22 protein-coding genes are annotated in these 24,426 nt (G+C 58.2%); 9 read left to right on the top strand and 13 right to left on the bottom strand.

Annotated features, from left to right (window positions below):
• Positions 1–22 precede the first annotated feature (22 nt).
• The 4 genes from SPHFLASMR4Y_RS10210 to SPHFLASMR4Y_RS10195 form a co-directional block, all read right to left on the bottom strand.
• The gene (locus tag SPHFLASMR4Y_RS10210; protein WP_089133445.1) at positions 23–3,448 is read right to left on the bottom strand and encodes an efflux RND transporter permease subunit; all 3,426 of its coding nucleotides are present in this window, start codon (positions 3,446–3,448) and stop codon (positions 23–25) included.
• Positions 3,449–3,475: 27 nt separating this feature from the next.
• A complete protein-coding gene (locus tag SPHFLASMR4Y_RS10205) occupies positions 3,476–4,654 on the bottom strand; it encodes an efflux RND transporter periplasmic adaptor subunit (protein WP_089133444.1) in 1,179 nt (392 codons plus the stop codon).
• A gap of 249 nt (positions 4,655–4,903) precedes the next feature.
• Positions 4,904–5,167: a GlsB/YeaQ/YmgE family stress response membrane protein gene (locus SPHFLASMR4Y_RS10200; protein WP_089134821.1), complete on the bottom strand. Its 264-nt coding sequence runs from the start codon at positions 5,165–5,167 to the stop codon at positions 4,904–4,906.
• A gap of 165 nt (positions 5,168–5,332) precedes the next feature.
• Positions 5,333–5,632, bottom strand: coding sequence for a DUF1153 domain-containing protein (locus SPHFLASMR4Y_RS10195; protein ID WP_089133443.1), 300 nt, complete (start codon positions 5,630–5,632; stop codon positions 5,333–5,335).
• A 642-nt stretch (positions 5,633–6,274) separates the two neighbouring features.
• Here SPHFLASMR4Y_RS10195 and mnmA point away from each other — a divergent pair.
• The gene (mnmA, locus tag SPHFLASMR4Y_RS10190; protein ID WP_409928892.1) at positions 6,275–7,408 is read left to right on the top strand and encodes a tRNA 2-thiouridine(34) synthase MnmA; all 1,134 of its coding nucleotides are present in this window, start codon (positions 6,275–6,277) and stop codon (positions 7,406–7,408) included.
• Here mnmA and SPHFLASMR4Y_RS10185 read toward each other — a convergent pair whose 3' ends face one another.
• Positions 7,409–7,729 (bottom strand): hypothetical protein, encoded by a 321-nt coding sequence (locus SPHFLASMR4Y_RS10185; RefSeq protein ID WP_089133442.1) that lies wholly within the window; start codon positions 7,727–7,729, stop codon positions 7,409–7,411.
• A gap of 77 nt (positions 7,730–7,806) precedes the next feature.
• Between SPHFLASMR4Y_RS10185 and SPHFLASMR4Y_RS10180 the strand changes: the two genes are divergently transcribed.
• On the top strand, positions 7,807–8,949 hold the full coding sequence (locus SPHFLASMR4Y_RS10180; RefSeq protein ID WP_089133441.1) for a serine hydrolase domain-containing protein: 1,143 nt from the start codon (positions 7,807–7,809) through the stop codon (positions 8,947–8,949).
• A gap of 20 nt (positions 8,950–8,969) precedes the next feature.
• Here the strand turns inward: SPHFLASMR4Y_RS10180 and SPHFLASMR4Y_RS10175 are convergent, their stop codons facing one another.
• Together SPHFLASMR4Y_RS10175 and pdxH are read right to left on the bottom strand one after the other, a co-directional pair.
• On the bottom strand, positions 8,970–9,764 hold the full coding sequence (locus tag SPHFLASMR4Y_RS10175) for a PhzF family phenazine biosynthesis protein (RefSeq protein ID WP_089133440.1): 795 nt from the start codon (positions 9,762–9,764) through the stop codon (positions 8,970–8,972).
• Positions 9,761–10,336, bottom strand: coding sequence for a pyridoxamine 5'-phosphate oxidase (gene pdxH, locus SPHFLASMR4Y_RS10170; protein WP_089134819.1), 576 nt, complete (start codon positions 10,334–10,336; stop codon positions 9,761–9,763). Before pdxH ends, SPHFLASMR4Y_RS10175 begins: the two co-directional genes overlap by 4 nt.
• 102 nt (positions 10,337–10,438) lie before the next feature.
• Here pdxH and SPHFLASMR4Y_RS10165 point away from each other — a divergent pair, with 102 nt between their 5' ends.
• From SPHFLASMR4Y_RS10165 to SPHFLASMR4Y_RS10135, 7 genes are all read left to right on the top strand, one after another.
• Positions 10,439–10,897: an ABA4-like family protein gene (locus tag SPHFLASMR4Y_RS10165; protein ID WP_089133439.1), complete on the top strand. Its 459-nt coding sequence runs from the start codon at positions 10,439–10,441 to the stop codon at positions 10,895–10,897.
• A 69-nt stretch (positions 10,898–10,966) separates the two neighbouring features.
• The gene (locus SPHFLASMR4Y_RS10160; RefSeq protein ID WP_089133438.1) at positions 10,967–11,875 is read left to right on the top strand and encodes a DnaJ C-terminal domain-containing protein; all 909 of its coding nucleotides are present in this window, start codon (positions 10,967–10,969) and stop codon (positions 11,873–11,875) included.
• Between the two features lie 68 nt (positions 11,876–11,943).
• Positions 11,944–12,828, top strand: coding sequence for a YihY/virulence factor BrkB family protein (locus SPHFLASMR4Y_RS10155; protein ID WP_260806933.1), 885 nt, complete (start codon positions 11,944–11,946; stop codon positions 12,826–12,828).
• A 66-nt stretch (positions 12,829–12,894) separates the two neighbouring features.
• Complete coding sequence (gene fabI, locus SPHFLASMR4Y_RS10150; protein WP_089134817.1) at positions 12,895–13,698, top strand: enoyl-ACP reductase FabI; 804 nt, start codon at positions 12,895–12,897, stop codon at positions 13,696–13,698.
• A gap of 66 nt (positions 13,699–13,764) precedes the next feature.
• Positions 13,765–14,832, top strand: coding sequence for a chorismate synthase (gene aroC / locus SPHFLASMR4Y_RS10145; RefSeq protein ID WP_089133437.1), 1,068 nt, complete (start codon positions 13,765–13,767; stop codon positions 14,830–14,832).
• 77 nt (positions 14,833–14,909) lie between these two features.
• Positions 14,910–16,709: an SLC13 family permease gene (locus SPHFLASMR4Y_RS10140; protein WP_089133436.1), complete on the top strand. Its 1,800-nt coding sequence runs from the start codon at positions 14,910–14,912 to the stop codon at positions 16,707–16,709.
• 74 nt (positions 16,710–16,783) lie between these two features.
• Entirely contained in the window at positions 16,784–18,022 is a 1,239-nt protein-coding gene (locus SPHFLASMR4Y_RS10135) for a dicarboxylate/amino acid:cation symporter (RefSeq protein WP_089133435.1), read from the top strand.
• Positions 18,023–18,028: 6 nt separating this feature from the next.
• Here the strand turns inward: SPHFLASMR4Y_RS10135 and SPHFLASMR4Y_RS10130 are convergent, their stop codons facing one another.
• The 6 genes from SPHFLASMR4Y_RS10130 to SPHFLASMR4Y_RS10105 all read right to left on the bottom strand — a co-directional run bounded on the left by SPHFLASMR4Y_RS10130 (position 18,029) and on the right by SPHFLASMR4Y_RS10105 (position 24,408).
• Positions 18,029–18,619, bottom strand: a complete 591-nt coding sequence (locus tag SPHFLASMR4Y_RS10130; RefSeq protein ID WP_089133434.1) for an NADPH-dependent FMN reductase — start codon at positions 18,617–18,619, stop codon at positions 18,029–18,031.
• 12 nt (positions 18,620–18,631) lie between these two features.
• Positions 18,632–19,921 (bottom strand): adenylosuccinate synthase, encoded by a 1,290-nt coding sequence (locus SPHFLASMR4Y_RS10125; RefSeq protein WP_089133433.1) that lies wholly within the window; start codon positions 19,919–19,921, stop codon positions 18,632–18,634.
• A gap of 12 nt (positions 19,922–19,933) precedes the next feature.
• Entirely contained in the window at positions 19,934–21,049 is a 1,116-nt protein-coding gene (locus SPHFLASMR4Y_RS10120) for an ATP phosphoribosyltransferase regulatory subunit (protein ID WP_089133432.1), read from the bottom strand.
• A 65-nt stretch (positions 21,050–21,114) separates the two neighbouring features.
• Positions 21,115–22,698: a phosphoglycerate dehydrogenase gene (serA, locus tag SPHFLASMR4Y_RS10115; protein WP_089133431.1), complete on the bottom strand. Its 1,584-nt coding sequence runs from the start codon at positions 22,696–22,698 to the stop codon at positions 21,115–21,117.
• Positions 22,699–22,808: 110 nt separating this feature from the next.
• Complete coding sequence (locus SPHFLASMR4Y_RS10110) at positions 22,809–23,981, bottom strand: phosphoserine transaminase (RefSeq protein ID WP_089133430.1); 1,173 nt, start codon at positions 23,979–23,981, stop codon at positions 22,809–22,811.
• Positions 23,982–24,096: 115 nt separating this feature from the next.
• Positions 24,097–24,408, bottom strand: coding sequence for a PepSY domain-containing protein (locus SPHFLASMR4Y_RS10105; protein WP_089133429.1), 312 nt, complete (start codon positions 24,406–24,408; stop codon positions 24,097–24,099).
• Positions 24,409–24,426: the final 18 nt, after the last annotated feature.

The raw sequence follows: 24,426 nt of genomic DNA, 5'->3' as shown, positions 1-24,426 counted from the left end.
CTTCTGTGTGACGATATCGGCTTCACTCGGCGGGCTGGACCTCTGCCCCGGGCCGGTCATGGCGATCATCACCGGTCTTGTAGGTCAGCATCTTGTTGCGTAGCCAGGGACCAGCGCGGCGTTCGAACCCGTCTGCCAGGCTGAAGCCGGCAGGCACGATAACCAGTGTCAGCAGGGTCGACACGATCAGGCCGCCGATCACGACCACGCCCATCGGTGCACGCCAGGCGCCATCGCCGGACAGGGAGAGGGCGGTAGGCACCATACCTGCCGTCATGGCCACGGTGGTCATCACGATCGGCTGGGCCCGCTTGTGTCCGGCATCCATGATCGCCTCGAACTTGGGAACGCCTTTCTGCATTTCCTCGATCGCGAAGTCGATGAGCAGGATCGAATTCTTACTGACAATACCCAGCAGCATGAGCACACCGATCAGGACCGGCATCGACAGCGACAGGCCCCAGAGCCAGACCAGGAATATGCCGCCGAGAGGAGCCAGTGCCAGCGAACCCATGTTGACCAGCGGCGACATGACCCTTTTGTAAAGCAGGACCAGCGTTGCAAAGACCAGCAGAATACCGGAAATCAGGGCGATCATGAAATTCACGGCCAGTTCTGCTTGCCATTCGTCTTCACCGAAGGCTTCGTTGGAGACCCCGGTCGGCAGATTTTTCATGATCGGAAGATCGAAGATTTGCTCCATTGCTTCACCCTTGATGACGTCCGGCGCCAGATCGGCCCCGACAAAGGTTCGGCGGTTCTGGTTGTAACGCTGGATCGAAGTCGGTCCGGAGCCGAAACTCACCTTGGCTACGCGGCTGAGCGGCACGGTGCCGCCGCTGGCAATCGGGATCGGCAGGTTTTCAATCGTGGTCAGATCGTTTCGCGATTCGAGCGGCAGCATGACGCGGATGGGAATCTGGCGATCCGAAAGGGAGAATTTCGCGGCGTTCTGATCAATTTCGCCGAGCGTAGCGATACGGATCGTCTGACTGAGCGCAGCGGTGGTGACGCCAAGCTGCGATGCAAGATCGAGATAAGGCGTGATGATGATTTCCGGCCGGCTCAGATCGGCTGCGATCCTGGGCGCCCGGATGAGGTTGATATCCTTCATCTGCTCGACCAGTTGTGCGGCAGTGGCGTCAAGCAACTCCGGATCCGATCCGGTTAGCATGATCGAGATATCACGACCGGTTCCACCGCCGCCGCTTTGCGACTGGAAAGAAATACGCGCATCAGGAATTTTCTGAAGCTCCGGCAACATGCTCCGCTCGAATTCAATCGAGGTTTTGGCCCGCTCTTTCTTGAGCGACACGAACACCGAGGCATTGGTCTCGCGAACCCGGGTCAGCGCGCGGTCCACTTCCGGTTGCGCGTACATCAGGTCGGACACCCGGTCGGCGATTTTCTCGGTCTGCTCCAGGGTGGTGCCGGGCACGACCTCGATCTCGACACGGCTCGAATCCTGATCTGTGACCGGCTGGAATTCCTGCGGAGTGATGGCGAACAAAATCACAGTCAGCACGAAGGCGATGACTCCGACGCCCATCATCCACATGCGGTGGTCGTTCGCTCTCGCCCGGAACCGACCGGAGCGATAGGCATACCATTGGCTGAAACGTCCCCCGAAAATACCGGACAGCATTTTAAACAGCGCGGCGGCGAGCTTGGCCACGAAGAAACCTGCTACGAGGCCTGCTGCAAGACTTAATAAAGCCCGCAGAAGGTCGCTGGGTATCAAAGTCTCCAGCAGGCCGTTCAACGCAAAGCCGACCCCGAATGCTGCTGCCAAAAATGCCGCCACGATCAGGGCGAACATCACGAAGCCCCACAGATATTGCCACCAGGCTGCTTTCGCGGGGACAAGTGACTCCCGGATGCGATCAGCTTCGCTGCGGTCAAGAACCCATTGCAGCAGCCGCATATAGCGATCCATCCAGACGCCTTCGCCATGTTCTGCATGGCCCTTGGCCTTTAGGAAATAGGCAGCAATCATTGGCGTGATCATACGCGCGACCGCCAGACTCATAAGGACCGATACAACCACGGTAATGCCGAAATTCTTGAAAAACTGACCAGATATTCCAGGCATCAAGCCGACCGGCAGGAACACGGCGACGATACAAAAGGAGGTAGCGACCACGGCCAGGCCGATTTCGTCGGCAGCGTCGATCGATGCCTGATAGGCGGTTTTGCCCATGCGCATATGGCGCACGATATTCTCGATCTCCACAATCGCATCATCAACGAGCACGCCCGCCACCAGGCCGAGCGCGAGCAGCGAAAGAAAGTTAAGATTGAACCCCAGCAAATCCATGAACCAGAAGGTCGGGATTGCTGACAGGGGAATGGCGATGGCCGAAATAACCGTGGCACGCCAGTCCCGCAGGAAGATGAAGACCACGACAACCGCCAATATAGCGCCCTCGATCATGGCCAGCATGGAACTTTTATATTGCGACTTTGTATAGTCGACGCTTGTGCCGAGCAGGATGAATTCGATGCCCGGATTTTCGGCTTCGATCTTGTCCATGATTTCAATGGCGGCATCATAGACGGTAACGTCGGAAGCGCCGCGTGCCCGGTCCATCGAGAAGTTGACGACTTCGACGCCCTTCACCTTGCTGATCGAGGTCCGCTCACCGAAGGAATCGGTAACTTCCGCCACATCGGCCAATTTTATAACCTGGCCATTGGGCAGGGCTATCTGTGTTTGCGACAGTTCATAGGCATCGTCGGCATTGCCCAGAACACGCACTGACTGGCGGGTGCCACCCACTTCTGCGCGGCCACCGGCAGCATTGATGTTCACTTGGCGCAGCACGCTGTTAATCTGATTGGCGGTCACGCCTAGTGCCTGCATCCGGTCAGGTTTCAAAATGACGCGGATTTCCCTGTCTACGCCGCCAAAGCGGTTGACCTCGGCCATGCCGTTGACGGTCAGCAGCCGCTTGGCGACCGTGTCGTCGACAAACCAGCTAAGCTGTTCAACGGTCATGTCATCGGCCTTGACAGCAAAAAAGCCTATCGGTCCACCGGCGACGTCGACCTTCGATATCTGCGGTTCCAATATACCGTCGGGCAGGGATCCGCGCACCTGGTCGACCGCGTTTTTCACTTCATTGACGCTGTCGTTTACATCCGCGCCGATTTCAAATTCGACAAAAGTACTGCTGCTGCCTTCGCTGGCGGTCGAACTGATGTTCTTGACCCCGCTGATCGAACGAACCGCCGCTTCCACTCTCTGGGTAATCTGGTTTTCGATTTCGGTCGGTGCAGCACCGGGCTGCGAAATTCTGACCGAGACAGCCGGAAATTCAACGTCCGGATTGTTCACCACATCCATGCGGTTGAAACTCAGCAGGCCGGCAAAGAGCAATGCGACAAATAGCACCATCGGCACCACAGGATTGCGGGTGCTCCAAGCGGAAATATTGCGAAGATTCATCGGTCGGGCCTCAAATTCGCGAACAGTTCAAGAGCCGTCAGCATTTTTCTGAACAGTCGTCCGGACGGTTTCGCCGGGATTCAGGAAGCCGCCCGCACGGAGTACGACTTTTTCTGTCCCGGTCAGGCCGGACGTGACCGAAATACCGGCACTTGATACCGAACCGACAACGACGTCGCGGCGTACCGCCTTGTTGTCGGCGTCGATGACATAGACAAAGCTTCCCTGGCTATCATTTTGCAATGCGGATTCCGGTATCACCGAAGCCTCGGATGTGCCGCTCTGAATACGCGCGCTGGCAAAGCCGCCGGGACGCAAGGCGCTGTCATAGCCCAGTGCGATGCGGGCAACGCCCTGACGGGATTGTGGATCAATGGTCGGCGAAATTTGCCAGATTTGTCCGGTGAGAATCTTGTCGGTCCCGACCGGAGTGACCTGAGTTGTTGTGCCGACCGAAACATTGGCCAAGTCGCTTTCACCGAGCAGTGCCTGCAGTTCCATCTCGCCATTTTGCGCCATCCGGAACAGCGTTCCGCTGCCCTGTGTGACGGTCTGGCCCGGCTCCACATTGCGCTCCAGAACCAGGCCGGCCTTGGGCGCGACGATGTTCAGCCGGCCATTGCGTGCACGGACCTCATTGAACTGGGCCTGTGCCACGCGCAGACGTGCGGCGGCGGAATCGCGGGTTGCGGTCAGCCGGTCGATATCCGCCTTGGAAATAAAGCCCCGGTCGACCAGTTGTTCTGCACGATCGAGATTGGCCTGCGCCAGATTGAGATCGGCGCGCGATACACCCACTGATGCTTCCAGACTCGCGGCCTGCTGGGACTGGACCGACTGGTCAATGCTCGCCATGATCTGGCCCTGCTTGACCCAGTCGCCGGCGTCGACGTAGACATTGGTTACACGGCCGCCTTCACCGACTACGCTAACCTGAATTTCGCGGCGTGCCGCCAGCGTGCCCGTGGCATTGATAGTGCGTACAACCTGTTGCTTGCCGGGGGTCATGACCGTGACCATTGGCGCCTGGCTCGCGCCATCTTCCTCGACCGCACCGCCGACAAAATAATTATAGCCGATATAGGCCAGCAATAGCGCGACGATCACGGCGACCGTGATGATCAGCCGCTTGCGATTGGTGTTGCGCGCCTCGGCATCATCAAAAGTTGCGATATTCTCGCTGGGGATGGTCGATTCATAATTCATTTTTTTACTCTTCAGTCGGACTCTTATCGCATTTCCAGATGGCAATACACAAAAGAATCGCTGATTTTCGGGTCTGTCCGGAATTTCACTTGCTGTGTTACATTAATATAGCACCTGCAGCAAGCCGGAACAGCTTTCGGTCCGTCCTTCAAGCCCTGGTTCGATCAACGACCAATATCATTACACGAAAGGGCCGATTCCTGTGAGAACCGGCCCTGTAAAATTCACAATATCCGGCTGACGGACGGGTTAGCGTACCCGTCCACGCTGAATGAGGTTGAGAATCAGCAACAGTACGACCGCGCCGACAAAAGCGGTGAACAGGCCAATGATCGAAAACTCCTGAATGCTGCCACCGAAGCCAAAATAGCCGCCGACAAAATTGCCGATTACCGATCCGATGATACCGACAACGATATTCCAGAAGACGCCCATGGACGCATCACGGCCCATGACCATACTGGCCAGCCAGCCCGCAATACCGCCTACTATCAATGCAATAATCCAACCCATATGTTCCTCCTGATTATACACGAGCATAAATTGCTTATGCTCGCGAATACAAAAACATAGACGATTATTGTCTCGACTTGAAGGAATAAAAAAGGACCACCGGAACATGCCCGGTGGTCCTATTCAATATATATTGTCTGGAATATTATTGCGCTGAATATGTGGTCAATATTTCTGCTGGCGCTCGTAGAGGTCGCGATAGTGCTGGATACGCGTGACGCGCAATCCGGGCATGCCGGACCGGTCAACTGCCCGTTGCCAGGACGCAAATTCTTCCAGCGACAGATCATAGCGGTCGCAAACTTCATCAACAGTCAGCAAGCCACCGTTCACGGCCGCGACGACTTCTGCCTTGCGGCGGACGACCCAGCGAGTCGTGCCGGGTTTCGGCAAATCGTCAATGGTGAGCGGTTCGCCAAGGGGGCCGACAACTTGCGCTGGTTTTATTTTTTGGTTTTCGATCATACTACCCTCAAATTTTGCCTTGCGGCATTTAACCCCGTTCCCGTTGCGTCTGGCCTTCGTAGCGGGAGAGTTTTTCGATTACCTGAACTGCCAAGGTAAACGTCACGTTTATATTCTTTACTACTCTTGCATTTTTTCCATATCCTATTGTGCCAGATCAGGCCGAAAACTCCCGGTCCTGAACAATGTTATTTCCCTGTAATCGGTTCTGGAGGAATGTGTCCGTCCGGCAAAAAATGCCATCCGGTCATCCAGAAAAGATACGGGGCGTGAAGAACTTGAATTCCCCTGGTTACGTTTGGCCGCCACAAACTTCCTGGCCGTCTGGCTGGATGTTTGTCTGGCAATGGCCTTGGCGAGAAAGGTCTGATGATCTGCACGCTGAGCGCCCACATCCCGCCTGTCATCCAGTGCCGGCCATTCGGAGCCTTTATGGGGGAAGTTCATTTCCATAGACGCCGGTCTAGCAGCGAAGATATAAACTAGTGTAAAAGGGATGTTTACGGGCCCTTAGGAGAGGTTAAGCAATCCTTCCTTGCATCGTGCCAATTCGTACCAAAATGGATCAGGCGGGCGGCCGGAAAGGGATTTGTTCGCTGTGCTGGCGCAAGCGGCGGGAATTCTCTAAGGGGTGCAATTGTGATGATGGACAAGATAGACGGAAATTTTCAACTCGGTGATGACCTGGCGGGCAAACGCATTGTCGTGGCCATGTCGGGCGGTGTCGATTCAAGCGTCGTGGCAGCTCTCGCAGCACGGACCGGCGCGGAAACCATTGGCATCACCTTGCAGCTCTATGATCATGGCGAAGCGGTCGGGCGAGTCGGCAGCTGTTGCGCCGGACAGGATATTCGCGACGCTCGGGCCGTCGCCGACCGGCTTGGCATCGCCCATTATGTTTTTGACCATGCAAGCCGGTTCAAGGATTCGGTCATGGATGTCTTTGCGGACGAATATATGTCCGGCCGGACACCCATCCCGTGTGTACAGTGCAATATGGGTGTGAAATTCACCGATCTGCTGCAATTGTCACGCGAGCTGGGCGCCGACTGTCTGGCCACCGGCCATTATGTTCGGCGCGTGGCTGGTCCGGATGGCGCAGAATTGCACCGTGCTCTCGACCCGGCGCGCGACCAGAGCTATTTTCTGTTTGCAACCACTCAGGACCAGCTCGATTATCTCCGCTTTCCGCTTGGTGACATGCCCAAGACGCAGGTGCGCGAAATTGCCGAAGACATGGGGCTGGCCGTGGCTTTCAAGCCCGACAGCCAGGATATATGTTTCGTGCCCAACGGCGACTATGCAAGCGTGGTGCGGAAATTACGTCCCGATGCCGATGACGATGGCGAAATTGTCCATATGGATGGCACGGTGATGGGGCGGCACAAGGGCCTCATTCACTATACCGTTGGGCAGCGCAAAGGGCTGGAAATCGGCGGTCAGGCCGAACCGCTCTATGTTATCCGGCTGGAGCCGGAGGACAAGCGCGTCATTGTCGGACCAAAAGCCGCTCTGGCGGTGGCCTCGGCATCGTTGCGTGACATTAACTGGATCGGCGGCGATTATGCAGGGCCGGTCGAAGTGAAAGTCCGCTCGATGTCCAAGCCAACGCTTGCCCGGCTTGAAGGAAATGAACTGCAATTCCACAATCCGGAATTTGGTGTGGCTCCCGGTCAGGCGGCGGTGTTCTATCACAAGGACCGCGTACTGGGCGGCGGCTGGATCGTCAGCACTGCTGCGGTCGAGCAACAATGGCTGGCAGGTGTCGAAGTCTAGCTATTCGGCCTCGACTTGTTCGTCGGTCAGGATCACGCAGCCCCAGCCCTCCCGGAATTCGGCGGTTGCCGATTCCATCATTAGGGCAGAAGCGGTCACTCTCTTGCGTTCGTCATTTATCGACAGGTTGATTACCTCCATGCCGGGCTCGAAATCCTTGCGGCAATCCTCGATATCGCGTCCTCCGACATAGTGGCACGAACAGGCGACCCGTGCGCCATAGGCAGTGCCGACATCCAGCTGCCCCCTGATGCTGTTATAATTATAGGCAAATAGCGCAACCAGAACGATGAGGAATAGCGCGACGGCATATAGAGCCATAGGCCACTTGCTCGACGAGTGTGGTGATCTGTCTTTTCCGGTTGCCATGGCGGCTTCTATTGGTGCAACGACGGCTCATGCACAAGATTAAACTCGCCTTCATCTCGACCCTCGTGCTGGCTTTGGCTGCGTGCGGATCGAGTGGTGATACCATTAGCGCACCCCAAAAAAGCCCGGAAGAACTGGCTTATATAGCGGATAACAGTCCTGTCGCCAAAGCGCGGCTGGATGCGGCAATTGCGCCGCTGTTCGAGGATCCGGCGATGGCCGAAACGCGGGCCTTTCTGGTAATGCATCAGGGCAAAATCATCGCCGAACGCTATGGTGAAGGCTATGACGAAGATACCCGGTTCATCAGTTGGTCAATGGCCAAAAGCCTCACGGGAGCCCTGATCGGTTTCCTGGTAGCCGACGGGCGTCTGGTGCTCGACGATCCCGCACCTGTGCCCGCGTGGCAACGCCCGGGTGATCCGCGGGGCGATATAACGCTGCGGCATCTTCTTCACATGTCATCCGGCCTTGATCACACCGAAACACCGGAGGAAGGCGGGAAAACCGTTTTCGAGGCCGACACCAACCGAATGCTGTTTCTGGACGGCGCGCAGGATGCCGCCGCCTATGCGGAAGCCCGCCCGATGGAGGCACGACCGGGCGAGAAATTCGAATATAGCACCGCTACCAGCATCATTCTGTCCGATATCATCGCCCGCACCCTCACCAAAAGTCCGGATCCGGAAGTGCGTCGTCATGACACGCTGCGTTTCATTCGCGGGCGCTTGCTCGAACCCTTGGGAATGGATGGCACCTATCCGGAATTCGGCCCGAACGGGACATTTCTCGGCGGCAGTTTCATTCATGCCACTGCCCGTGACTATGCAAAATTCGGTGAGTTTCTGCGCAACAATGGTGCTCGGAAAGGCGCCCAGCATCTGCCCGTCAGCTGGGTAAAATTCATGAAGACGTCGTCGGAAAATGACCCCGCCTATGGCGGCCACCTCTGGCTTAACAAGAGGCGTCCCGAGGGGCGCAATCAGGTGCTGTTCCCCGATAACGGTCCGGATACGATTTTCGCCGCGCTCGGGCATCTCGGTCAACAGATCGTCGTGTCGCCCGAGCAGCAGCTGACAGTGGTTCGGCTTGGCAAGACGCAGGATGATGTGCTGGCGCCGATGAGCGCACAAATAGGCCGGATTATGGCGCTGTTTCCCATTCGCAGCTAGCGCCGGTCTCGGTCAGCAAGCTAAAGGTGAAAACGGCCTTCTACCACAGTTACACATCTGCCACCCAGCCACGCACGGTCGCCGTCCAGACGGCATTTGACATAGCCGCCGCGCTGGCTGGCCTGATAGGCGGTAAAGCTGTCGCGTCCCAGTCGATTGGCCCAGAAAGGTGTCAGAACGGCATGGGCTGAACCGGTCACGCTGTCTTCGTCCACCCCGCCTCCCGGAACAAAAACCCGGCTCAGGACGTCGCTGTCCTTGCCCGGCGCCGTGCAGATAAATTGCGCATTGCCGAGGGCGGCGAGCGCTTTCATGTCCGGTTTCAGAGCGATCACCTCGTCGGCATTCGCATAGCGAAGAACATGATAGCGTCCTTCGTGAAACTGGGTTTCAACGGGATCACCGCCGATCAGCGTGACAATTTCCGGCATGGGCTTGGATGCGGGGGGATAGGCGGGGAGGTCCAGCGCATAGCCTTCGCCGTCCCGCACGACGGTCAGGATGCCGGCGCGCCGCGTCCGGAACGTTACCTGCTGGCGATCGGGCTGCTGCGACAGGATGATATGGCCGCTGGCGAGCGTGGCATGACCGCAAAGCGCGATTTCCACCGTCGGCGTGAACCAGCGCAGTTCATAATCCGCTTCGCCGCTCTCATCGGGCAGGTAAAAGGCTGTTTCGGCGAAATTATTCTCCTCGCCAAGGGCTTGCAGAACTGCATCATCCAGCCAGCTTTCGAGTGGCATGACCGCTGCCTGGTTACCGGTGAAGGGTCGGTCGGCAAAAGCATCGACATGATAATAAGGCAGGTTGGTCATGGGTAAAGCAATCCTTCCGTCCAGTCGTCACCGTCGCGGACAAAAGTCCGTCGTTCGTGCAGCCGGTGAGCCCGGTCCTGCCAGAACTCAAATCGCACCGGTGTCAGGCAATAGCCCGACCAGTGGGGTGGCCGCGGCACATCGCCGCCTTCAAAACGTTTCGTCATTTCCGCAAAGCGGGCTTCAAAGGTTGCGCGGTCCGAAAGCGGGCGAGACTGGTCCGAAGCCCAGGCCCCGAGTTGCGAGTCCCGGCTGCGCGTTGCGAAATAGGCATTTGCGAGATCATCGGCCACTGTTGAGATATGCCCTTCGATCCGGATTTGCCGCCGTAGGCTTTTCCAGTGGAACAGGATCGCGCCCTTGGGGTTCTCCGCAATGTCGCCGGCCTTGCGGCTCTGCTGGTTGGTGTAGAAGACAAAGCCATCGGGACCATGACCCTTGAGCAGGACCATTCGCGCCGATGGCTGGCCCTCGGCGTCGGTGGTCGCGATGGTCATCGCGTTGCTATCATTGAGCTCGGTGGTACGCGCTTCGGCATACCAGCTCTCGAACAGGGAAAAGGGATCGGTCATGGGGTGGCTTGTAACAGCCTGCCGCCAACCGGCAAACAAACAATATTTTGTCCCGCGACAAGTCACGGGTTTCTGCTATTGGCAAAAGAAAAGGGGGGTGTGATGGACTGGGATCTGATTTTTACCGTGACCAATATCTACGCGTTGGCCATGTGGGTCATTCTTCTGCTGGCTCCGCGAACGGGGACAGTGATGACCGGTCTGTTCTATGGTGGCGTGGCTTTGCTCGCTGCAAGCTATGCGGCGCTGATGGTTCTGTTGATCGGAGGTATCGTCGACAGCGGCACCGGAGCAGCGATGGACTTTTCCAGTCTGGCCGGGGTCCAGCAAACCCTTTCCAGCCCCGGCGGTGCCACCATCGGCTGGATCCACTATCTGTCCTTTGACTTGTTCGTCGGGATTTGGGTGGCGCGCAATGCGGACAAATACGGGTTTGCACGCTGGCTTCAGATACCTATCTTGCTGTTCGTACTGATGCTGGGGCCTTTGGGGCTGATATTGTATCTGCTTTTGCGTTTCACGCGTCACAGCAAGGTTGCAGATGCCGTCATACCTGAATAAGACACTGGTGTTGAAATCGAGTAGAAAATCCCAATCTCTGCGGGGTAAGGATTTGAAAAAGGGTTAGTAATGGTAGATCCCTATCAAGCATTGGGTGTCGGAAAAGGCGCGAGCGAAAAGGAAATCAAAAGTGCCTATCGCAAGCTCGCGAAGGAATTGCACCCGGACCGGAACAAGGATAATCCCAAGGCGACGGAGCGTTTTTCCGATGTCACCAAAGCCTATGACCTGTTGCTCGACAAGGACAAGCGTGCGCAATTTGATCGCGGAGAGATTGATGCGGAAGGCAATCCGACCGCTCCTTTCGGGTTCGGCGGTGGCGGATACCAACGGGGACCGGGAGGCCAACAGCATGATTTCGGCAATGCCGGTGCCGACTTTGGTGATATTTTCGAAGGATTATTCGGTGGCGGGGGCAGCTCGCCCTTTGGCGGACGCCAGCGCAGCGCGCCTCCCCCGAAAGGGGCCAATGTTTCCTACCGGCTGAAGGTCGAATTTATTGCCGCCGCGACGCTGCAGAAACAGCGGATCACGCTGGAAGACGGAAAGACCATCGATCTCAGTCTGCCGAAAGGTGTCGAGGAAGGCACCCAGATGCGGCTCAGCGGCAAGGGGCGCCAGGGGCCGGGCGGCAATGGCGACGCGATTGTCACCATTCATATCAATTCCCATCCCTTTTTTGAGCGTGATGGAGACAATATCAGGCTGCAGCTGCCGATCAGTCTGAAGGAAGCGGTTGAAGGCGCCAAGGTCAAGGTGCCCACCGTGGATGGTCCCGTGATGCTGTCGATTCCGGCCGGCTCGGATTCAGGAAAAACGCTGCGGCTGAAAAACAAGGGATTCCATGGGAAATCCGGTGTTCGCGGCAACCAGCTGGTGACCTTGATGATCACCCTGCCTGACAATGATGAGAAGCTGGCTGAATTTGTGAAAGACTGGGACCCCAAAGACAATCCGCGCGCCAGCATGGGTGTGTAGGCTTGAATCGCAATCCTCAGTCTGAACTTTCCCCCGAGGCCCGGCGCCAGGGAGCGGGAAAGTCCGGGTTGTCCGGCGATCGAGCCGCCGAAACGCTGGCTGAGGAAGCCCCTGTTCGACGCGCCCTTATCATTATCGAGCGCACCGCCGTGGGCGTCTATCATGACGGTTTCACTTTTGCCGGCAATTTCGCCTATATGTCGCTGCTCGCGGTATTCTCCTTCTTCATCGTCGCCGCTGCGGTTGTCGGCGGATTCGGACAGACCGCTATCGGTACCGATTTCGTCGAGGCTTTTCTGGTAACCGTGCCGCCGTCGGTTGCGGGAGCGCTGCACGATCCGATCAATGACGCGATGACCGCGCGAACCGGCCCCTTGCTGTGGTTGAGCGCTATCGTCGGACTGTGGACCACGACCAGCCTGATCGAGACGATCCGCGAAATTCTCCACCGTGCTTATGGTGTGCAGGCGCAACGTGCCTTCTGGGAATATCGTCTGACATCGATCGCTCTCATTCTCGTTTCCGTATTTTTCGCGATGCTGGCGCTTAGCGCGCAATTTGTGGTTGCCGGCATCAGTGAATTTCTGGGGACCTATTTCCCGGTCATCAAAGGCGGTGCGCTTTGGCTGTCGCTATCCAATGCCATTCCGTTTCTGGTGCTGTTTGCAACGCTCTATCTTCTGTTCCGGTTGCTGACTCCCCGGCAATATCGGCCGCGGCAATATCCGAAATGGCCGGGCGCTGTGTTTATCAGCGGCTGGTGGCTTATGATTACCGGCCTGCTGCCGGTTTTCCTCAAATATGCATCCAACTACCAACTCACCTACGGAAGCCTTGCCGGGGTAATCATTACATTGATTTTTTTCTATCTTGTCGGCCTCGGAATGGTAATTGGCGCAGAGATAAATGCTGCCCTGGCCGAACGACCCTCCAGAATCGGACAGGACGAATGATACGCTGGAAAATCATCCGGATAGCGTTTATCAGCGGCGATTATCGGAATTCAGGAGACCATGGCGATGAGTGATTTAATGAAAGGCAAGCGGGGCTTGATCATGGGGCTTGCCAATAACAAGTCTCTGGCCTGGGGTATTGCACAGCGTCTGGTGGCTGATGGCGCCGAACTGGCGATCAGCTATCAGGGCGACGTGATGGCCAAACGCGTCAAACCGCTGGCCGAAGAGCTGGGCTGCGATTTCCTGCTCGATTGTGATGTCAGCGACATGGACCAGCTCGACGCGACCTTCGCCGAAATCGAAAAGCGCTGGGGCAAGCTGGATTTTGTCGTTCATGCAATCGGTTTCACCAACAAGGAAGCGCTGCGCGGCAAATATTTCGATGTCACCCTGGATGATTTCCTGATGACCATGAATATCAGCGTGTACAGCTTCACGGCCGTCGCCAAGCGCGCCGTTCCGCTGATGAGTGCGGGTGGTTCCATGCTGACCCTGTCCTATTATGGTGCCGAGAAGGTTATTCCGCATTATAACGTCATGGGCGTCGCCAAATCCGCGCTGGAAACCTCGGTCAAATATCTTGCTAATGATGTTGGCCCCGATGGCATCCGGGTAAACGCCATTTCCGCCGGTCCGATCAAGACACTGGCCGCTTCCGGCATTGGCGATTTCCGCTATATTCTGAAATGGAACGAGCTTAATTCCCCGCTCCGGCGCAACGTGACGATCGATGATGTCGGCGCTTCGGCTTTGTATTTCCTGTCCGATCTTTCCGCTGGCGTGACCGGTGAAACGCATCATGTCGATGCGGGCTATCATACCGTCGGCATGAAGCAGGAAGACGCGCCGGATATTGCGCTGGATTGATGATGACCGATTTCCGGGCGCAGTGGAACGGAAACAGAATAAGCCTTTTAACGCGGAGAGCGACTTTTGAGTTTTAACACCTTCGGCCACGCCTTTCGCTTTTCCACCTGGGGAGAGAGCCACGGACCCGCGCTTGGCGCGGTTGTTGACGGCTGTCCGTCCGGCCTTGAACTGAGCGAGGCTGACGTGCAGCCGTTTCTCGACGCCCGGCGACCGGGCCAGTCGAAATATACGACCCAGCGGCAGGAACCGGACCAGGTCAAAATTCTCTCCGGTGTTTTTGAGGGCAAGACCACCGGTACACCGATTTCGCTGATGATCGAAAATGTCGATCAGCGGTCCAAGGACTATAGCGAAGTCGCCAAGGCCTATCGTCCCGGCCATGCCGATTATGCCTATGACCAGAAATATGGCTTTCGCGATTATCGCGGTGGCGGTCGTTCCAGCGCGCGCGAGACGGCATCACGGGTGGCGGCCGGAGCCGTTGCACGGCGGGTGATCCCGGAAGTGTCTATCCGTGCGTGGGTTGCCGAAATCGGTGGCGACGCGATTGATCCGGCGAATTTCGATGCTGATGAAATCGGCAACAACCCGTTTTTCTGCCCCGACCCGGTTGCAGCAAAACGCTGGGAATCCCTTGTTGATGGTGCGCGCAAGGACGGCAGCAGCCTAGGCGCCATCATAGCCTGCGAGGCGACCGGTGTTCCCGCCGGCTGGGGCGCGCCTATCTATGCCAAGCTGGACAGCGAGATTGCCGCGGCGATGATGACGATCAATGCGACCAAGGGCGTGGAAATTGGTGACGGATTCGCCGCAGCCCGCTTGCGCGGAGAGGACAATGCCGATGCCATGCGGCCGGGCAACAACGGGCCGCGCTTTGATTCCAATCACGCCGGCGGCACTGCCGGCGGCATATCAACCGGTCAGCCGATAGTCTGCCGTGTGGCGTTCAAGCCGACCAGTTCCATATTGACGCCCGTGCCGACTATCTCGCCCGAAGGGGAGGCGACCGAAATCTCGACCAAGGGGCGACATGACCCTTGCGTCGGCATCCGTGGTGTTCCCGTCGTCGAGGCGATGATGGCATTGGTTCTTGCCGATCAGAAAATGATGCACAGGGCGCAATGCGGATGACATATATTCCGGAACCAGCTGCCTTGCCCCTGGCATCTTCTGGCTCGCTGTACCTTGCAGACGGCTGGTCCTGATCCATGATTGATCTCATTCTTCACATCATCGACGAATATATCCAGGCCAACAAGGCCATCATTGGTCTTGTGATCCTCGGTTTCCTGTTCGCCGGTTTCATCATGGAACGCTTTCCCGCCGCCGTGGTGGCGGTGCTCGGCGCCTGCATGTTCCTGTTTCTCGGGATCATCGATTCCGACGGCCTGTTTTCGGTCTTTTCCAACACGGCGCCGATCACCATCGCGGCGATGTTCATTCTGTCCGGTGCCCTGCTGCGCACCGGAACAATCGACGCAATTGCCGGTTTCATCATCAAGCGCGCCAAGCGGCATCCCAAACTGGCCGTGGCGGAGATGTTTCTGGGTGCCTTCGTCGCTTCCGCCTTCATGAACAATACACCGGTGGTGATTGTTCTGATCCCCATCATATTGCGTCTTTCGCGGGCGACCGGGTTCTCGTCCAAGAAGCTGCTCATTCCGCTGAGTTTCATCTGTATATTGGGCGGCACCACCACATTGATCGGGACGTCGACCAACCTGATTGTCGATGCCGTTGCCCGGGACCAGGGGCTTGCCGGGTTCGGGATTTTTGAAATCACGCCTTATGGTCTGATTGCTGCCGTCGCCGGTACGGTGATGATGGTGCTGTTCAGCAGCTGGCTGTTGCCCGGTGGCGAAGTTCAGGGCCAGTTTGACAGCAGCGATGAAAGCGCATTCCTCACCGAACTGACGGTCCGCAACCGGGCGTCGGTGATCGACAAGAAACTGTCAGCCGTAACCGAATTGCGCCGGGCGGGTATCGAGGTCACGGCCGTCAAGCGCTTGAGCAGTTATATTCGCCATGACCTGGATTACCACGAGCTGCAGGCGGGCGACCGGATTGTCGTGCAACTGGATCTCGCGGAGCTGATTTCGCTGCGGCAATCGGAAGATTTCAAGGTCGGCATAGTGCATAAGGGGGACGCCGGTCCGCTGGGCGAGGAACTCGTCGAGGCCACGGTAGCGCCGAGCCATCCCAGCATCGGCAACCGGCTCTATGACATTCCGTTCCTGTCGCAGCTCAATGTCCGCATATTGGGCATGACCCGCTACCGTAATCTGCCGCGTTCCGATCTGACCAACGCGCGTATCCACGCCGCGGACCGGCTGCTGGTGACCGGGTCCAGCGAAGATATCCATCGCATGTACCAGAATCCCAATCTGTTCGGGGTCGGCCAGACCAAGATTCGCGCCTTTCGCAGGGACCGCGCCCCGATTGCCATCGGTGCCTTGGTGGCTGTTGTGGTCCTGGCCGCCTTCAACGTCATTTCCCTGGCTGTCGCCGCCATATTGGCGGTTGGTGCTATCCTGCTGGCGCGCTGCATTGACGCGGAGGAAGCCTGGGGTTCGATCGACGGCAATGTGCTGGTCTTGATATTCGGAATGCTTGCCGTGGGCCTCGGCTTGCAGCAGGCCGGCAGCGTTGACCTGATCGTCTCCGAGCTGACGCCTTATCTGCGGGAAGTGCCGCCCTGGGGGCTGGTATTCGCGATATATGTATTGTCTGTCATCATGACCGAGATCGTGACCAATAATGCAGTCGCCATCATCATTACGCCCATCGCGATTGCGCTGGGCAATGATCTGGGTGTCGATCCGCGACCGCTGGTGATCGCGGTCATGTTCGCCGCATCGGCCAGCTTTGCCACCCCGATCGGCTATCAGACCAATACGCTGGTCTACGCAGCGGGCAATTACCGCTTCACCGACTTCTTCAAGGCCGGCATCCCGCTGACCGTTGGCGTCGGCCTGTCAACCTGTCTGGCGATCAGCTTCTGGATGTAGTTCGACCCTAAAGGCTTGCCGCGCCCCGCACCGGTCGATAGGCAAGGGGGGATAAACGTTCAGGGGATAATTGCATGTTGGCATTCTGGTTCAAGATTCCGCTCTGGCAGCGTGTGATTGCGGCCCTGATTCTTGGTGTCATCACCGGCTTGGTATGGGGTCCGGAATCCGAAACCATCAAATGGATCGGCGACTTTTTCATCAAGGCAATCAAGATGCTGGTCGTGCCGCTGATTTTCTTCTCGCTGGTGGCCGGTGTTGCGGCTTTGGGCGATCTCAAGAAACTGGGCAGTGTCGGCGGGCGGGCGATGATCCTCTTCATCATCACCGGCCAGATTGCCGCATGGCTCGGCCTCGCCCTCGGCACTTTTTTTCAGCCCGGCAATGGCGTCGATACCAGCGCCATCGAGAAAGGCGAAACACCGGTCCCCAACGAAACGACCGCGATCGACATGATCCTGTCGATCGTCCCGGACAGTCCGGTGCAGGTGATGGCCGATGTCCGCGTGTTGCCGCTGATTGTCTTTGCCTTGCTCATCGGCATCGGCATCTTGATGGCCAAGGAAGACGGCAAGCCGCTGGCGAAAATTTTCGATAGCGGTGCCATTGTGATGCAGAAGGTCACGATGATCGTGATGGAACTGACGCCTTTTGGCGTGTTCGCGTTAATGGCCTGGGTCGCCGGTACTTTGGGCATGGATGCGTTGCTCTCGCTGGCGCAACTGGTCGGCCTCAATTATCTCGGCTGCCTGCTGATCATCGGGATTGTCTATTCGGGGATGATCAAGTTTGTCGCCAAACTGCCACCGATCGATTTCTTTCGCGGCATCGTTGACGCGATCGCGGTCAGCTATTCGACCGCCTCCTCCAACGCGACCCTGCCAGTGACGCTGCGCTGCGTCGAACGCAATCTGGGTGTCCGCAATTCGGTGGCCAGCTTCGTCGTCTCCCTTGGGGCGACAATCAACATGAACGGCACCGCCATGTACCTCGGTCTCGCGACCCTGTTCGGCGCGCAGATATTCGGTGTCGACCTGAGCTGGGGTGATTATTTCCTGATCTCGATTACCTCGACCCTCGGCGCGATCGGCGCGGCGGGCATCCCGGGTGCAGGCCTGATCATGATGGCGCTGGTCTTCGGCAGCGTCGGCGTGCCGCTCGAAACCATCGCCTTTGTCGCCGGCGTCGACCGGATCATGGACATGATGCGCACGACCACCAATGTCTCGGGCGATGCGGCGGTTGCGGTAACGGTGGCGTCGATGACCGGCGAGATTGACCGCGAGGAAATGATTTCGGCGGATGACGTTTAGGCTAAATCAGTAAGGCGGATCCTTTTTCGCACGCTGGGCCTTTGCCGCTTCGGCCCACCATTTAAGATCGTCCGCAAATTTCGGAAAGTTGCGGACCAGTCGCTCGCCGTCGGTGCCATTGGGTGCGCCTGTCTCGTCGAAAGCCTTGTGCACGCCGCCAAGGGCCAATGGCGTTGATGTGACGACCATTCCCATTTCTCCCAGGATAGCACGCCAGTGCATCATGGCACGGACACCGGCAAATGGGCCGGCAGAATAGCAGGCAATCGCTGCAGGGCGCCAGAACCACTCTTCCAGAAAATGGTCGGTGAGGTTTTTCAGGCCCGGCTGGACGCCCCAATTATACTCACCGGTGACAAAAACAAATCCATCAGCGTCCCGGATAACGGAGGCGACTTTTTCCATCGCTTCCGGCGCTTTCCCGTCAGGATATTCCTTGTACATGCGGTCGAGCATCGGAAGATCGATCTCCTGCGCATCGATCAGATCGACGCTGTCTCCGCTGTCGGTAAAGCTGCGGGCGAGATATTGCGCATAGGCGATGCCGTTGCGATCTTGCCGATATGAACCGTAAAAAACCGCAATGCGCATCTCGATATCCTTATGCTTTTAATCCGCAAACGGATCGGTGACCAATATCGTGTCTTCCCGCTCCGGTGAAGTGCTCACCAAAGCTACCGGGCACTGGATCAGTTCCTCGACCCGCTTGATATATTTGATCGCCTGTGCCGGCAGATCAGCCCAGCTGCGCGCGCCGGCGGTGGATTCGCTCCATCCTTCCATGGTCTCGTAGACCGGCTTCACAGCCGCCTGGTCCTGGTGATGGGGCGGCAGATAATCATAGGTCACGCCATCCAGCTCGTAGCCCACGCAGATTTTCAGTTCCTTGAAGCCGTCGAGCACATCGAGCTTGGTCAGCGCGATGCCATGGACGCCGGATACGGCCAGAGCCTGTCGCACCAATATGGCATCGAACCAGCCGCAGCGCCGCTGGCGACCGGTGTTGGTGCCAAATTCGTGGCCGCGTTCGCCGAGCCGCTGGCCGATTTCATCGTCCAGTTCGGTCGGGAAGGGGCCGGAGCCGACCCGGGTCGTGTAGGCCTTGGTGATGCCGAGGACATAGCCGGTCCCGGACGGACCGATGCCGGAGCCGCCGGCCGCCGTTCCCGAAATGGTATTGGAGCTGGTGACAAACGGATAGGTGCCGTGGTCGACGTCCAGCAGCACGCCCTGCGCGCCTTCAAACAGGATGCGCTTGCCGTCGCGCCGCGCCTCGTTGAGCCGTTTCCAGACCGGCTGGGCATATTGCAGGACGCTGTCCGCGATATCCTTCAGGTCCTTCAGCAGCCGTTCCCGGTCTACCGGAGGTTCGCCAAAGCCCGCCCGAAGCGCATCATGATGGGCGCACAGACGGTCGAGCTGCGGGCCGAGATCGTCGAGATGGGCGAGATCGCAAACGCGGATCGCGCGGCGGCCGACCTTGTCCTCATAGGCCGGACCAATGCCGCGGCGGGTGGTACCGATCTTGCCCTTGCCGCTGGCATCCTCGCGCATGGCGTCGAGATCGCGGTGGATCGGCAGGATCAGCGGGCAGGTTTCGGCGATGCCGAAATTGTCGGTGTTGATCGCCACACCCTGTCCGGTCAGTTTCTCGATCTCGTCGCGCAGATGCCAGGGGTCGAGCACGACGCCATTGCCGATAATCGAAAGCGCGCCACGCACGATGCCGGACGGGAGCAGCGAAAGCTTGTACACGGCGCCGTCGACGACGAGCGTATGGCCGGCATTATGGCCTCCCTGAAAGCGGACCACGACATCGGCGCGTTCGGAAAGCCAGTCGACAATCTTGCCCTTGCCTTCATCACCCCATTGTGCGCCGATTACCGTTACATTGGCCATTGAATCACTTTCTTATACTGGTTCCGGCTGATCGCCGTTTAGAATATGGGTACATCCAAGCGCGTCGGCCTGGTCCTTCTCCGACAGCGCGGCGACTGTGCGCCAGCCGGTCTGCCGCAAATGTGCCGCGACCTTTTTGTCATGGCCAATCGGCAGAAAAATCTGGTCGCTGGCCTTGGCGCCGAAGCCGGCATCGATTAGCGGATTGGGATAGAGCGAAAATCCGACCGCGACTTCGGTTGTGCCGTCCGGGCGGACAATTTCATAGCTGCCGCCGCGCCCCAGTGCGCCGATGAAACTGTCGGCATAGAGCGTGAAGCCGAACCAGTTCTGATATTCGAAACCGTGCCGTTCGGTCGGGTCGAGAGTGAGGCTGGCCTTGCCTTTGATGCTGGCGGCAATCTGGGAAATGCCATCGAGCCGCGAACCCAGCAGGCCGTCGCTGTCAAAGTCCCGCATTTTCGCCATCGCTTCATCGAACGGCCCGGTCGCCTCGATCAGCGGCAGATAGCCGGTTGCGCCGATGCTGTTGAGGCCGCCGGCATCCTTCATGTCCAGTTCGTTGCGGACTTCGGCGATCTGGGCTTCGTTGAGTGGCAATGGCCCTGAAGCCAGAATATCGATCAGGTCTGGGAGAGTGAAGTCGACGGTAATGCCGGAGACGCCCGCCCGTTCGAGCGCTTCGATTGCCACCGAGACTATTTCGCTGGCGGCAATAACGCTGTCACTGCCGATCAATTCCGCGCCAATTTGCAGCCGGCTGCGTTCCGGCTGCAATTGTCCCGAGCGCAATTTCAGGACCTGTCCCGAATAGCCGAGCCGGAGCGGGCGGGGGCGGTCGGCAAGACTGGTCGTGGCAATCCGGCCGATCTGCATTGTCATGTCGGGACGCAGTGCCAAAGTGCGCTGCGAAATCGGATCGACAAAGCGCATCAAATCGCTGCGCGAGGCGCCCTGCATCCGGTCGGTCAGACCGTCTTCATATTCGACCAGTGGAGGAGATACCCGCGCATAGCCGTGGCTGGCGAGCGTATCGAGTACATCGCGTTCCAGTCGCGATGCCGCCTCGGCATAAGGCGGCAGCGCGTCGTGAAATCCTTCGGGCAAGAGATTCGATGGTTTTCGCATGGCCCTGCTCCATAGCCCAAGCAAAGGCTCAGGCCATCTTTTTTCTTGGGTGCCGTCCTATTGAATCAAAAGCTCAGGGCCTTGACCGTCTTGACGCCTTCCAGCTGACAGACGGACCAGAGCACAGGCTCTTCAACCGGCGAATCGATGGACAGGAGCAACACCGCTTCGCCACCCGGCGCATCGCTGCGACGTCCCAGATGGAAGGTGCCGATATTGACGCCTGCCTCACCAAGAGTGGAGCCGACACGGCCGATAAAACCCGGTTCGTCGCGGTTGACGATATAGAGCATATCGCCTTCCATATCGGCCTCGACCTTGATGCCGAACATTTCGACCAGCCGCGGGCCGGAGGACCCGAACAGCGTGCCGGCAACCGATTTCTCGCCTTCGTCGGTGGTTACCGAAACACGGACCAGCGTGTGATAATCGCCTTCGCGTTCATGGCGGATTTCGCGGACATCGAGGCCGCGCTCTTTCGCCAGATAGGGCGCGTTGACCATGTTGACCGTGTCGCTATAGGCCCGCATCAGTCCGGCCAGCACCGCTGCCGTAATCGGCTTCTGATCGAGTTCGGCAGCAGCGCCTTCGACTTCAACCGCAACGCCCTTGATCTGATCGGCAACCAGTTGTCCAACCAGCGAGCCGAGCTGGGTGGCAAGCGCCATATAGGGTTTCAGCTTGGGCGCCTGTTCCGCCGAGAGGCTCGGCATATTGAGCGCATTTTCAACGCCGCCATTGACCAGATAATCGGCCATCTGCTCGGCGACCTGGATCGCGACATTCACCTGCGCTTCGCTGGTCGAGGCGCCAAGATGCGGCGTGCAGATCAGGTTGGGAGTGCCGAACAGGGCATTTTCCTTGGCCGGTTCCTGCGCATATACATCCAGCGCAGCGCCCGCGACATGGCCGGATTCAAGGGCCTCCTTCAAGGCCGCCTCGTCGATCAGTCCACCGCGCGCGCAGTTGATGATGCGGACGCCCGGCTTGGTCTTGGCCAGCGCTTCGGCAGACAGGATATTGCGCGTCTGGTCGGTGAGCGGCGTGTGCATGGTGATGAAGTCGGCGCGGGCGAGCAGATCGTCCAGCGAGACTTTTTCGACACCCATTTCCACGGCCCGCTCTTCGGTCAGGAACGGATCGTAGGCAACAACCTTCATCCGCAGGCCAATGGCGCGTTCGGCAACGATCGAACCGATATTGCCGGCGCCGATCAGGCCGAGCGTCTTGCTGGTCAGCTCGACGCCCATGAATTTGGATTTTTCCCATTTGCCAGCTTGCGTCGAGACATCGGCGGAGGGTAGCTGGCGCGCGAGCGCGAACATCAGTGCGATGGCATGTTCTGCCGTGGTGATGCTGTTGCCGAACGGAGTGTTCATGACCACAACGCCCTTGGCGGAGGCGGCTGGGATATCGACATTGTCGACGCCGATACCGGCCCGGCCAACCACTTTCAGATTGGTTGCCGCTTCCAGTATTTCAGGCGTGACCGTGGTGGAGGAACGGATTGCAAGACCGTCATATTCGCCGATAATCTTCATCAGCTCTTCCGGCGTCTGGCCGGTGATCTCGTCAACTTCGCAACCCCGCTCGCGGAAAATCTCGGCGGCTTTCGGGTCCATTTTGTCGGATATAAGTACTTTTGGCATGATATATGTTCCTTGTCGGAATGATCGCACCGGCGCGGGCCGGCTGAAAGACCAATGGCGTTATCGCAGGACATCGGTCAGGCCCCGGCTCTCGCCGGGGCGACACAAATTCAGGAAAGTTCGGCTTTCACCTGGGCATAAGCCCATTCGATCCACAGCAGCAGACGGCGAATGTCTTCCTGCTCGACCGTCGAACCGCACCAGATGCGCAGCGACGGCGGTGCATCGCGATAGCCGTTGAAGTCATAGGCAATGTCCATTTTCTCGAGCATTGCGGCGATCTTCTTGGGCACGGAGGCCTTGGCATCGTCGTCGAGGCCGTCATACCAGTCGCCCTGGAATACCATGCAAACGCCGGTATTGGTCCATTTGGCCGGATCGCTGACCATGTTGCGCATCCACGGCGTGGCTTCGATCCAGTCGTGAACGGTCTTCGCGTTGCGGTCGGCGCGGGCATGCAATTCGGGCAGGCCGCCGATCGACTTGGCCCATTCGAGCGAAGCGATATAGTCTTCGGTGGCGAGCAGGGACGGCGTGTTGATCGTCGCGCCTTCAAAGATCGCGGTGTTGAGCTTGTCGCCCTTTTTCACCCGGAAGATTTTCGGCAGCGGCCAGGATGGGCTGTAGCTTTCGATCCGTTCGACGGCGCGCGGGCTGAGGATCAGCATGCCGTGACCGGCTTCCGATCCCATGACCTTCTGCCAGCTGTAGGTGGTGGCGTCGAGCTTGGACCAGTCCATCGGCTGGGCAAAGACGGCGCTGGTCGCGTCGTTGATCGTGACGCCTTCGCGATCGTCGGCGATCCAGTCGGTGTTCGGAATTTTCGCGCCCGAGGTCGTACCGTTCCAGGTGAAAACAATATCGTCACCCTTGTCGATCGAGGTCAGGTCGGGAATTTCGCCATAATCGGCTTCGAGGACCGTCAGGTTCGCAGGCTTGAGCTGCTTGACAGCGTCCTGGATCCAGACATTGCCGAAGCTTTCCCATGCAGCAACGGTCACCGGGCGGGCGCCCAGCATATTCCACATCGCCAGTTCGACGGCGCCGGTATCGGAGGCCGGCACGATGCCGATCAGATAGTCGTCGGGGATGCCGAGCAGCTCGCGGCTGAGGTCGATCGCATATTTCAGGCGCGCCTTGCCGGTCGCGGATCGGTGCGAGCGGCCCATGGCGATGGTGTTGATCTTGTCGAGGGACCAGCCGGGGAACTTGGCGGTCGGGCCCGAAGAAAAATTCGGGCAGTCAGGACGCAATTCTGGCGTCGGTATAGTCGTATCAGTCATTGTAACGCTTCTCCTTACAGAGAGCTCGCGCGGCGTTGGGACCGCGTGGCCCGGCGCCGCTTTGTATGGTGCGGCGCAGCATGTCAAGCGCGATCTTTGTTGCGAATGATACCGTCTATTGCTTGCGGAAAAGTATCTCGCCGCGGCGGGAAACCAGCAGTTTTTCAAGCGATACAGGGTGGAAATAGGCTTCTACCCGGTCGCCTTCGGGGGTGGTGCCATAGACTTCGTAGCAGCCGCCGTCGATCTTCGATTTTTTGATCGTCCAGCCTTTCTTGACCAGATCGGCTTTCAGCTCGTCCTGCGTTTTCCAACCGGATTGCGGGCCCGCTTCGCAGCTCATCTTGCCGGTCGCAAGGGCAGGGGAGGACAGGCCGGCGGTGGCGATCAAGGCAGTCGCAGCAGCGGTGATTACAGAATATTTCATTGTCAGTGTCTCCAGATC

The sequence above is a fragment of the Sphingorhabdus sp. SMR4y genome (assembly GCF_002218195.1).
Taxonomy (GTDB): domain Bacteria; phylum Pseudomonadota; class Alphaproteobacteria; order Sphingomonadales; family Sphingomonadaceae; genus Parasphingorhabdus.
This window is presented reverse-complemented; position numbering and strand designations above follow the sequence as displayed.

Excerpts from the sequence above, each read along its gene's own strand:
- fabI (WP_089134817.1), top strand. The coding sequence starts at position 12,895 with ATGAGTGATTTAATGAAAGGCAAGCGGGGCTTGATCATGGGGCTTGCC.
- pdxH (WP_089134819.1), bottom strand. The coding sequence starts at position 10,336 with ATGACCGATCCCTTTTCCCTGTTCGAGAGCTGGTATGCCGAAGCGCGT.
- SPHFLASMR4Y_RS10160 (WP_089133438.1), top strand. The coding sequence starts at position 10,967 with ATGGTAGATCCCTATCAAGCATTGGGTGTCGGAAAAGGCGCGAGCGAA.
- SPHFLASMR4Y_RS10200 (WP_089134821.1), bottom strand. The coding sequence starts at position 5,167 with ATGGGTTGGATTATTGCATTGATAGTAGGCGGTATTGCGGGCTGGCTG.
- serA (WP_089133431.1), bottom strand. The coding sequence starts at position 22,698 with ATGCCAAAAGTACTTATATCCGACAAAATGGACCCGAAAGCCGCCGAG.
- SPHFLASMR4Y_RS10120 (WP_089133432.1), bottom strand. The coding sequence starts at position 21,049 with ATGCGAAAACCATCGAATCTCTTGCCCGAAGGATTTCACGACGCGCTG.
- SPHFLASMR4Y_RS10175 (WP_089133440.1), bottom strand. The coding sequence starts at position 9,764 with ATGACCAACCTGCCTTATTATCATGTCGATGCTTTTGCCGACCGACCC.
- SPHFLASMR4Y_RS10125 (WP_089133433.1), bottom strand. The coding sequence starts at position 19,921 with ATGGCCAATGTAACGGTAATCGGCGCACAATGGGGTGATGAAGGCAAG.
- mnmA (WP_409928892.1), top strand. The coding sequence starts at position 6,275 with ATGATGGACAAGATAGACGGAAATTTTCAACTCGGTGATGACCTGGCG.
- SPHFLASMR4Y_RS10210 (WP_089133445.1), bottom strand. The coding sequence starts at position 3,448 with ATGAATCTTCGCAATATTTCCGCTTGGAGCACCCGCAATCCTGTGGTG.
- SPHFLASMR4Y_RS10195 (WP_089133443.1), bottom strand. The coding sequence starts at position 5,632 with ATGATCGAAAACCAAAAAATAAAACCAGCGCAAGTTGTCGGCCCCCTT.
- SPHFLASMR4Y_RS10105 (WP_089133429.1), bottom strand. The coding sequence starts at position 24,408 with ATGAAATATTCTGTAATCACCGCTGCTGCGACTGCCTTGATCGCCACC.
- SPHFLASMR4Y_RS10110 (WP_089133430.1), bottom strand. The coding sequence starts at position 23,981 with ATGACTGATACGACTATACCGACGCCAGAATTGCGTCCTGACTGCCCG.
- SPHFLASMR4Y_RS10165 (WP_089133439.1), top strand. The coding sequence starts at position 10,439 with ATGGACTGGGATCTGATTTTTACCGTGACCAATATCTACGCGTTGGCC.
- SPHFLASMR4Y_RS10140 (WP_089133436.1), top strand. The coding sequence starts at position 14,910 with ATGATTGATCTCATTCTTCACATCATCGACGAATATATCCAGGCCAAC.
- SPHFLASMR4Y_RS10135 (WP_089133435.1), top strand. The coding sequence starts at position 16,784 with ATGTTGGCATTCTGGTTCAAGATTCCGCTCTGGCAGCGTGTGATTGCG.
- SPHFLASMR4Y_RS10205 (WP_089133444.1), bottom strand. The coding sequence starts at position 4,654 with ATGAATTATGAATCGACCATCCCCAGCGAGAATATCGCAACTTTTGAT.
- SPHFLASMR4Y_RS10180 (WP_089133441.1), top strand. The coding sequence starts at position 7,807 with ATGCACAAGATTAAACTCGCCTTCATCTCGACCCTCGTGCTGGCTTTG.
- SPHFLASMR4Y_RS10185 (WP_089133442.1), bottom strand. The coding sequence starts at position 7,729 with ATGGCTCTATATGCCGTCGCGCTATTCCTCATCGTTCTGGTTGCGCTA.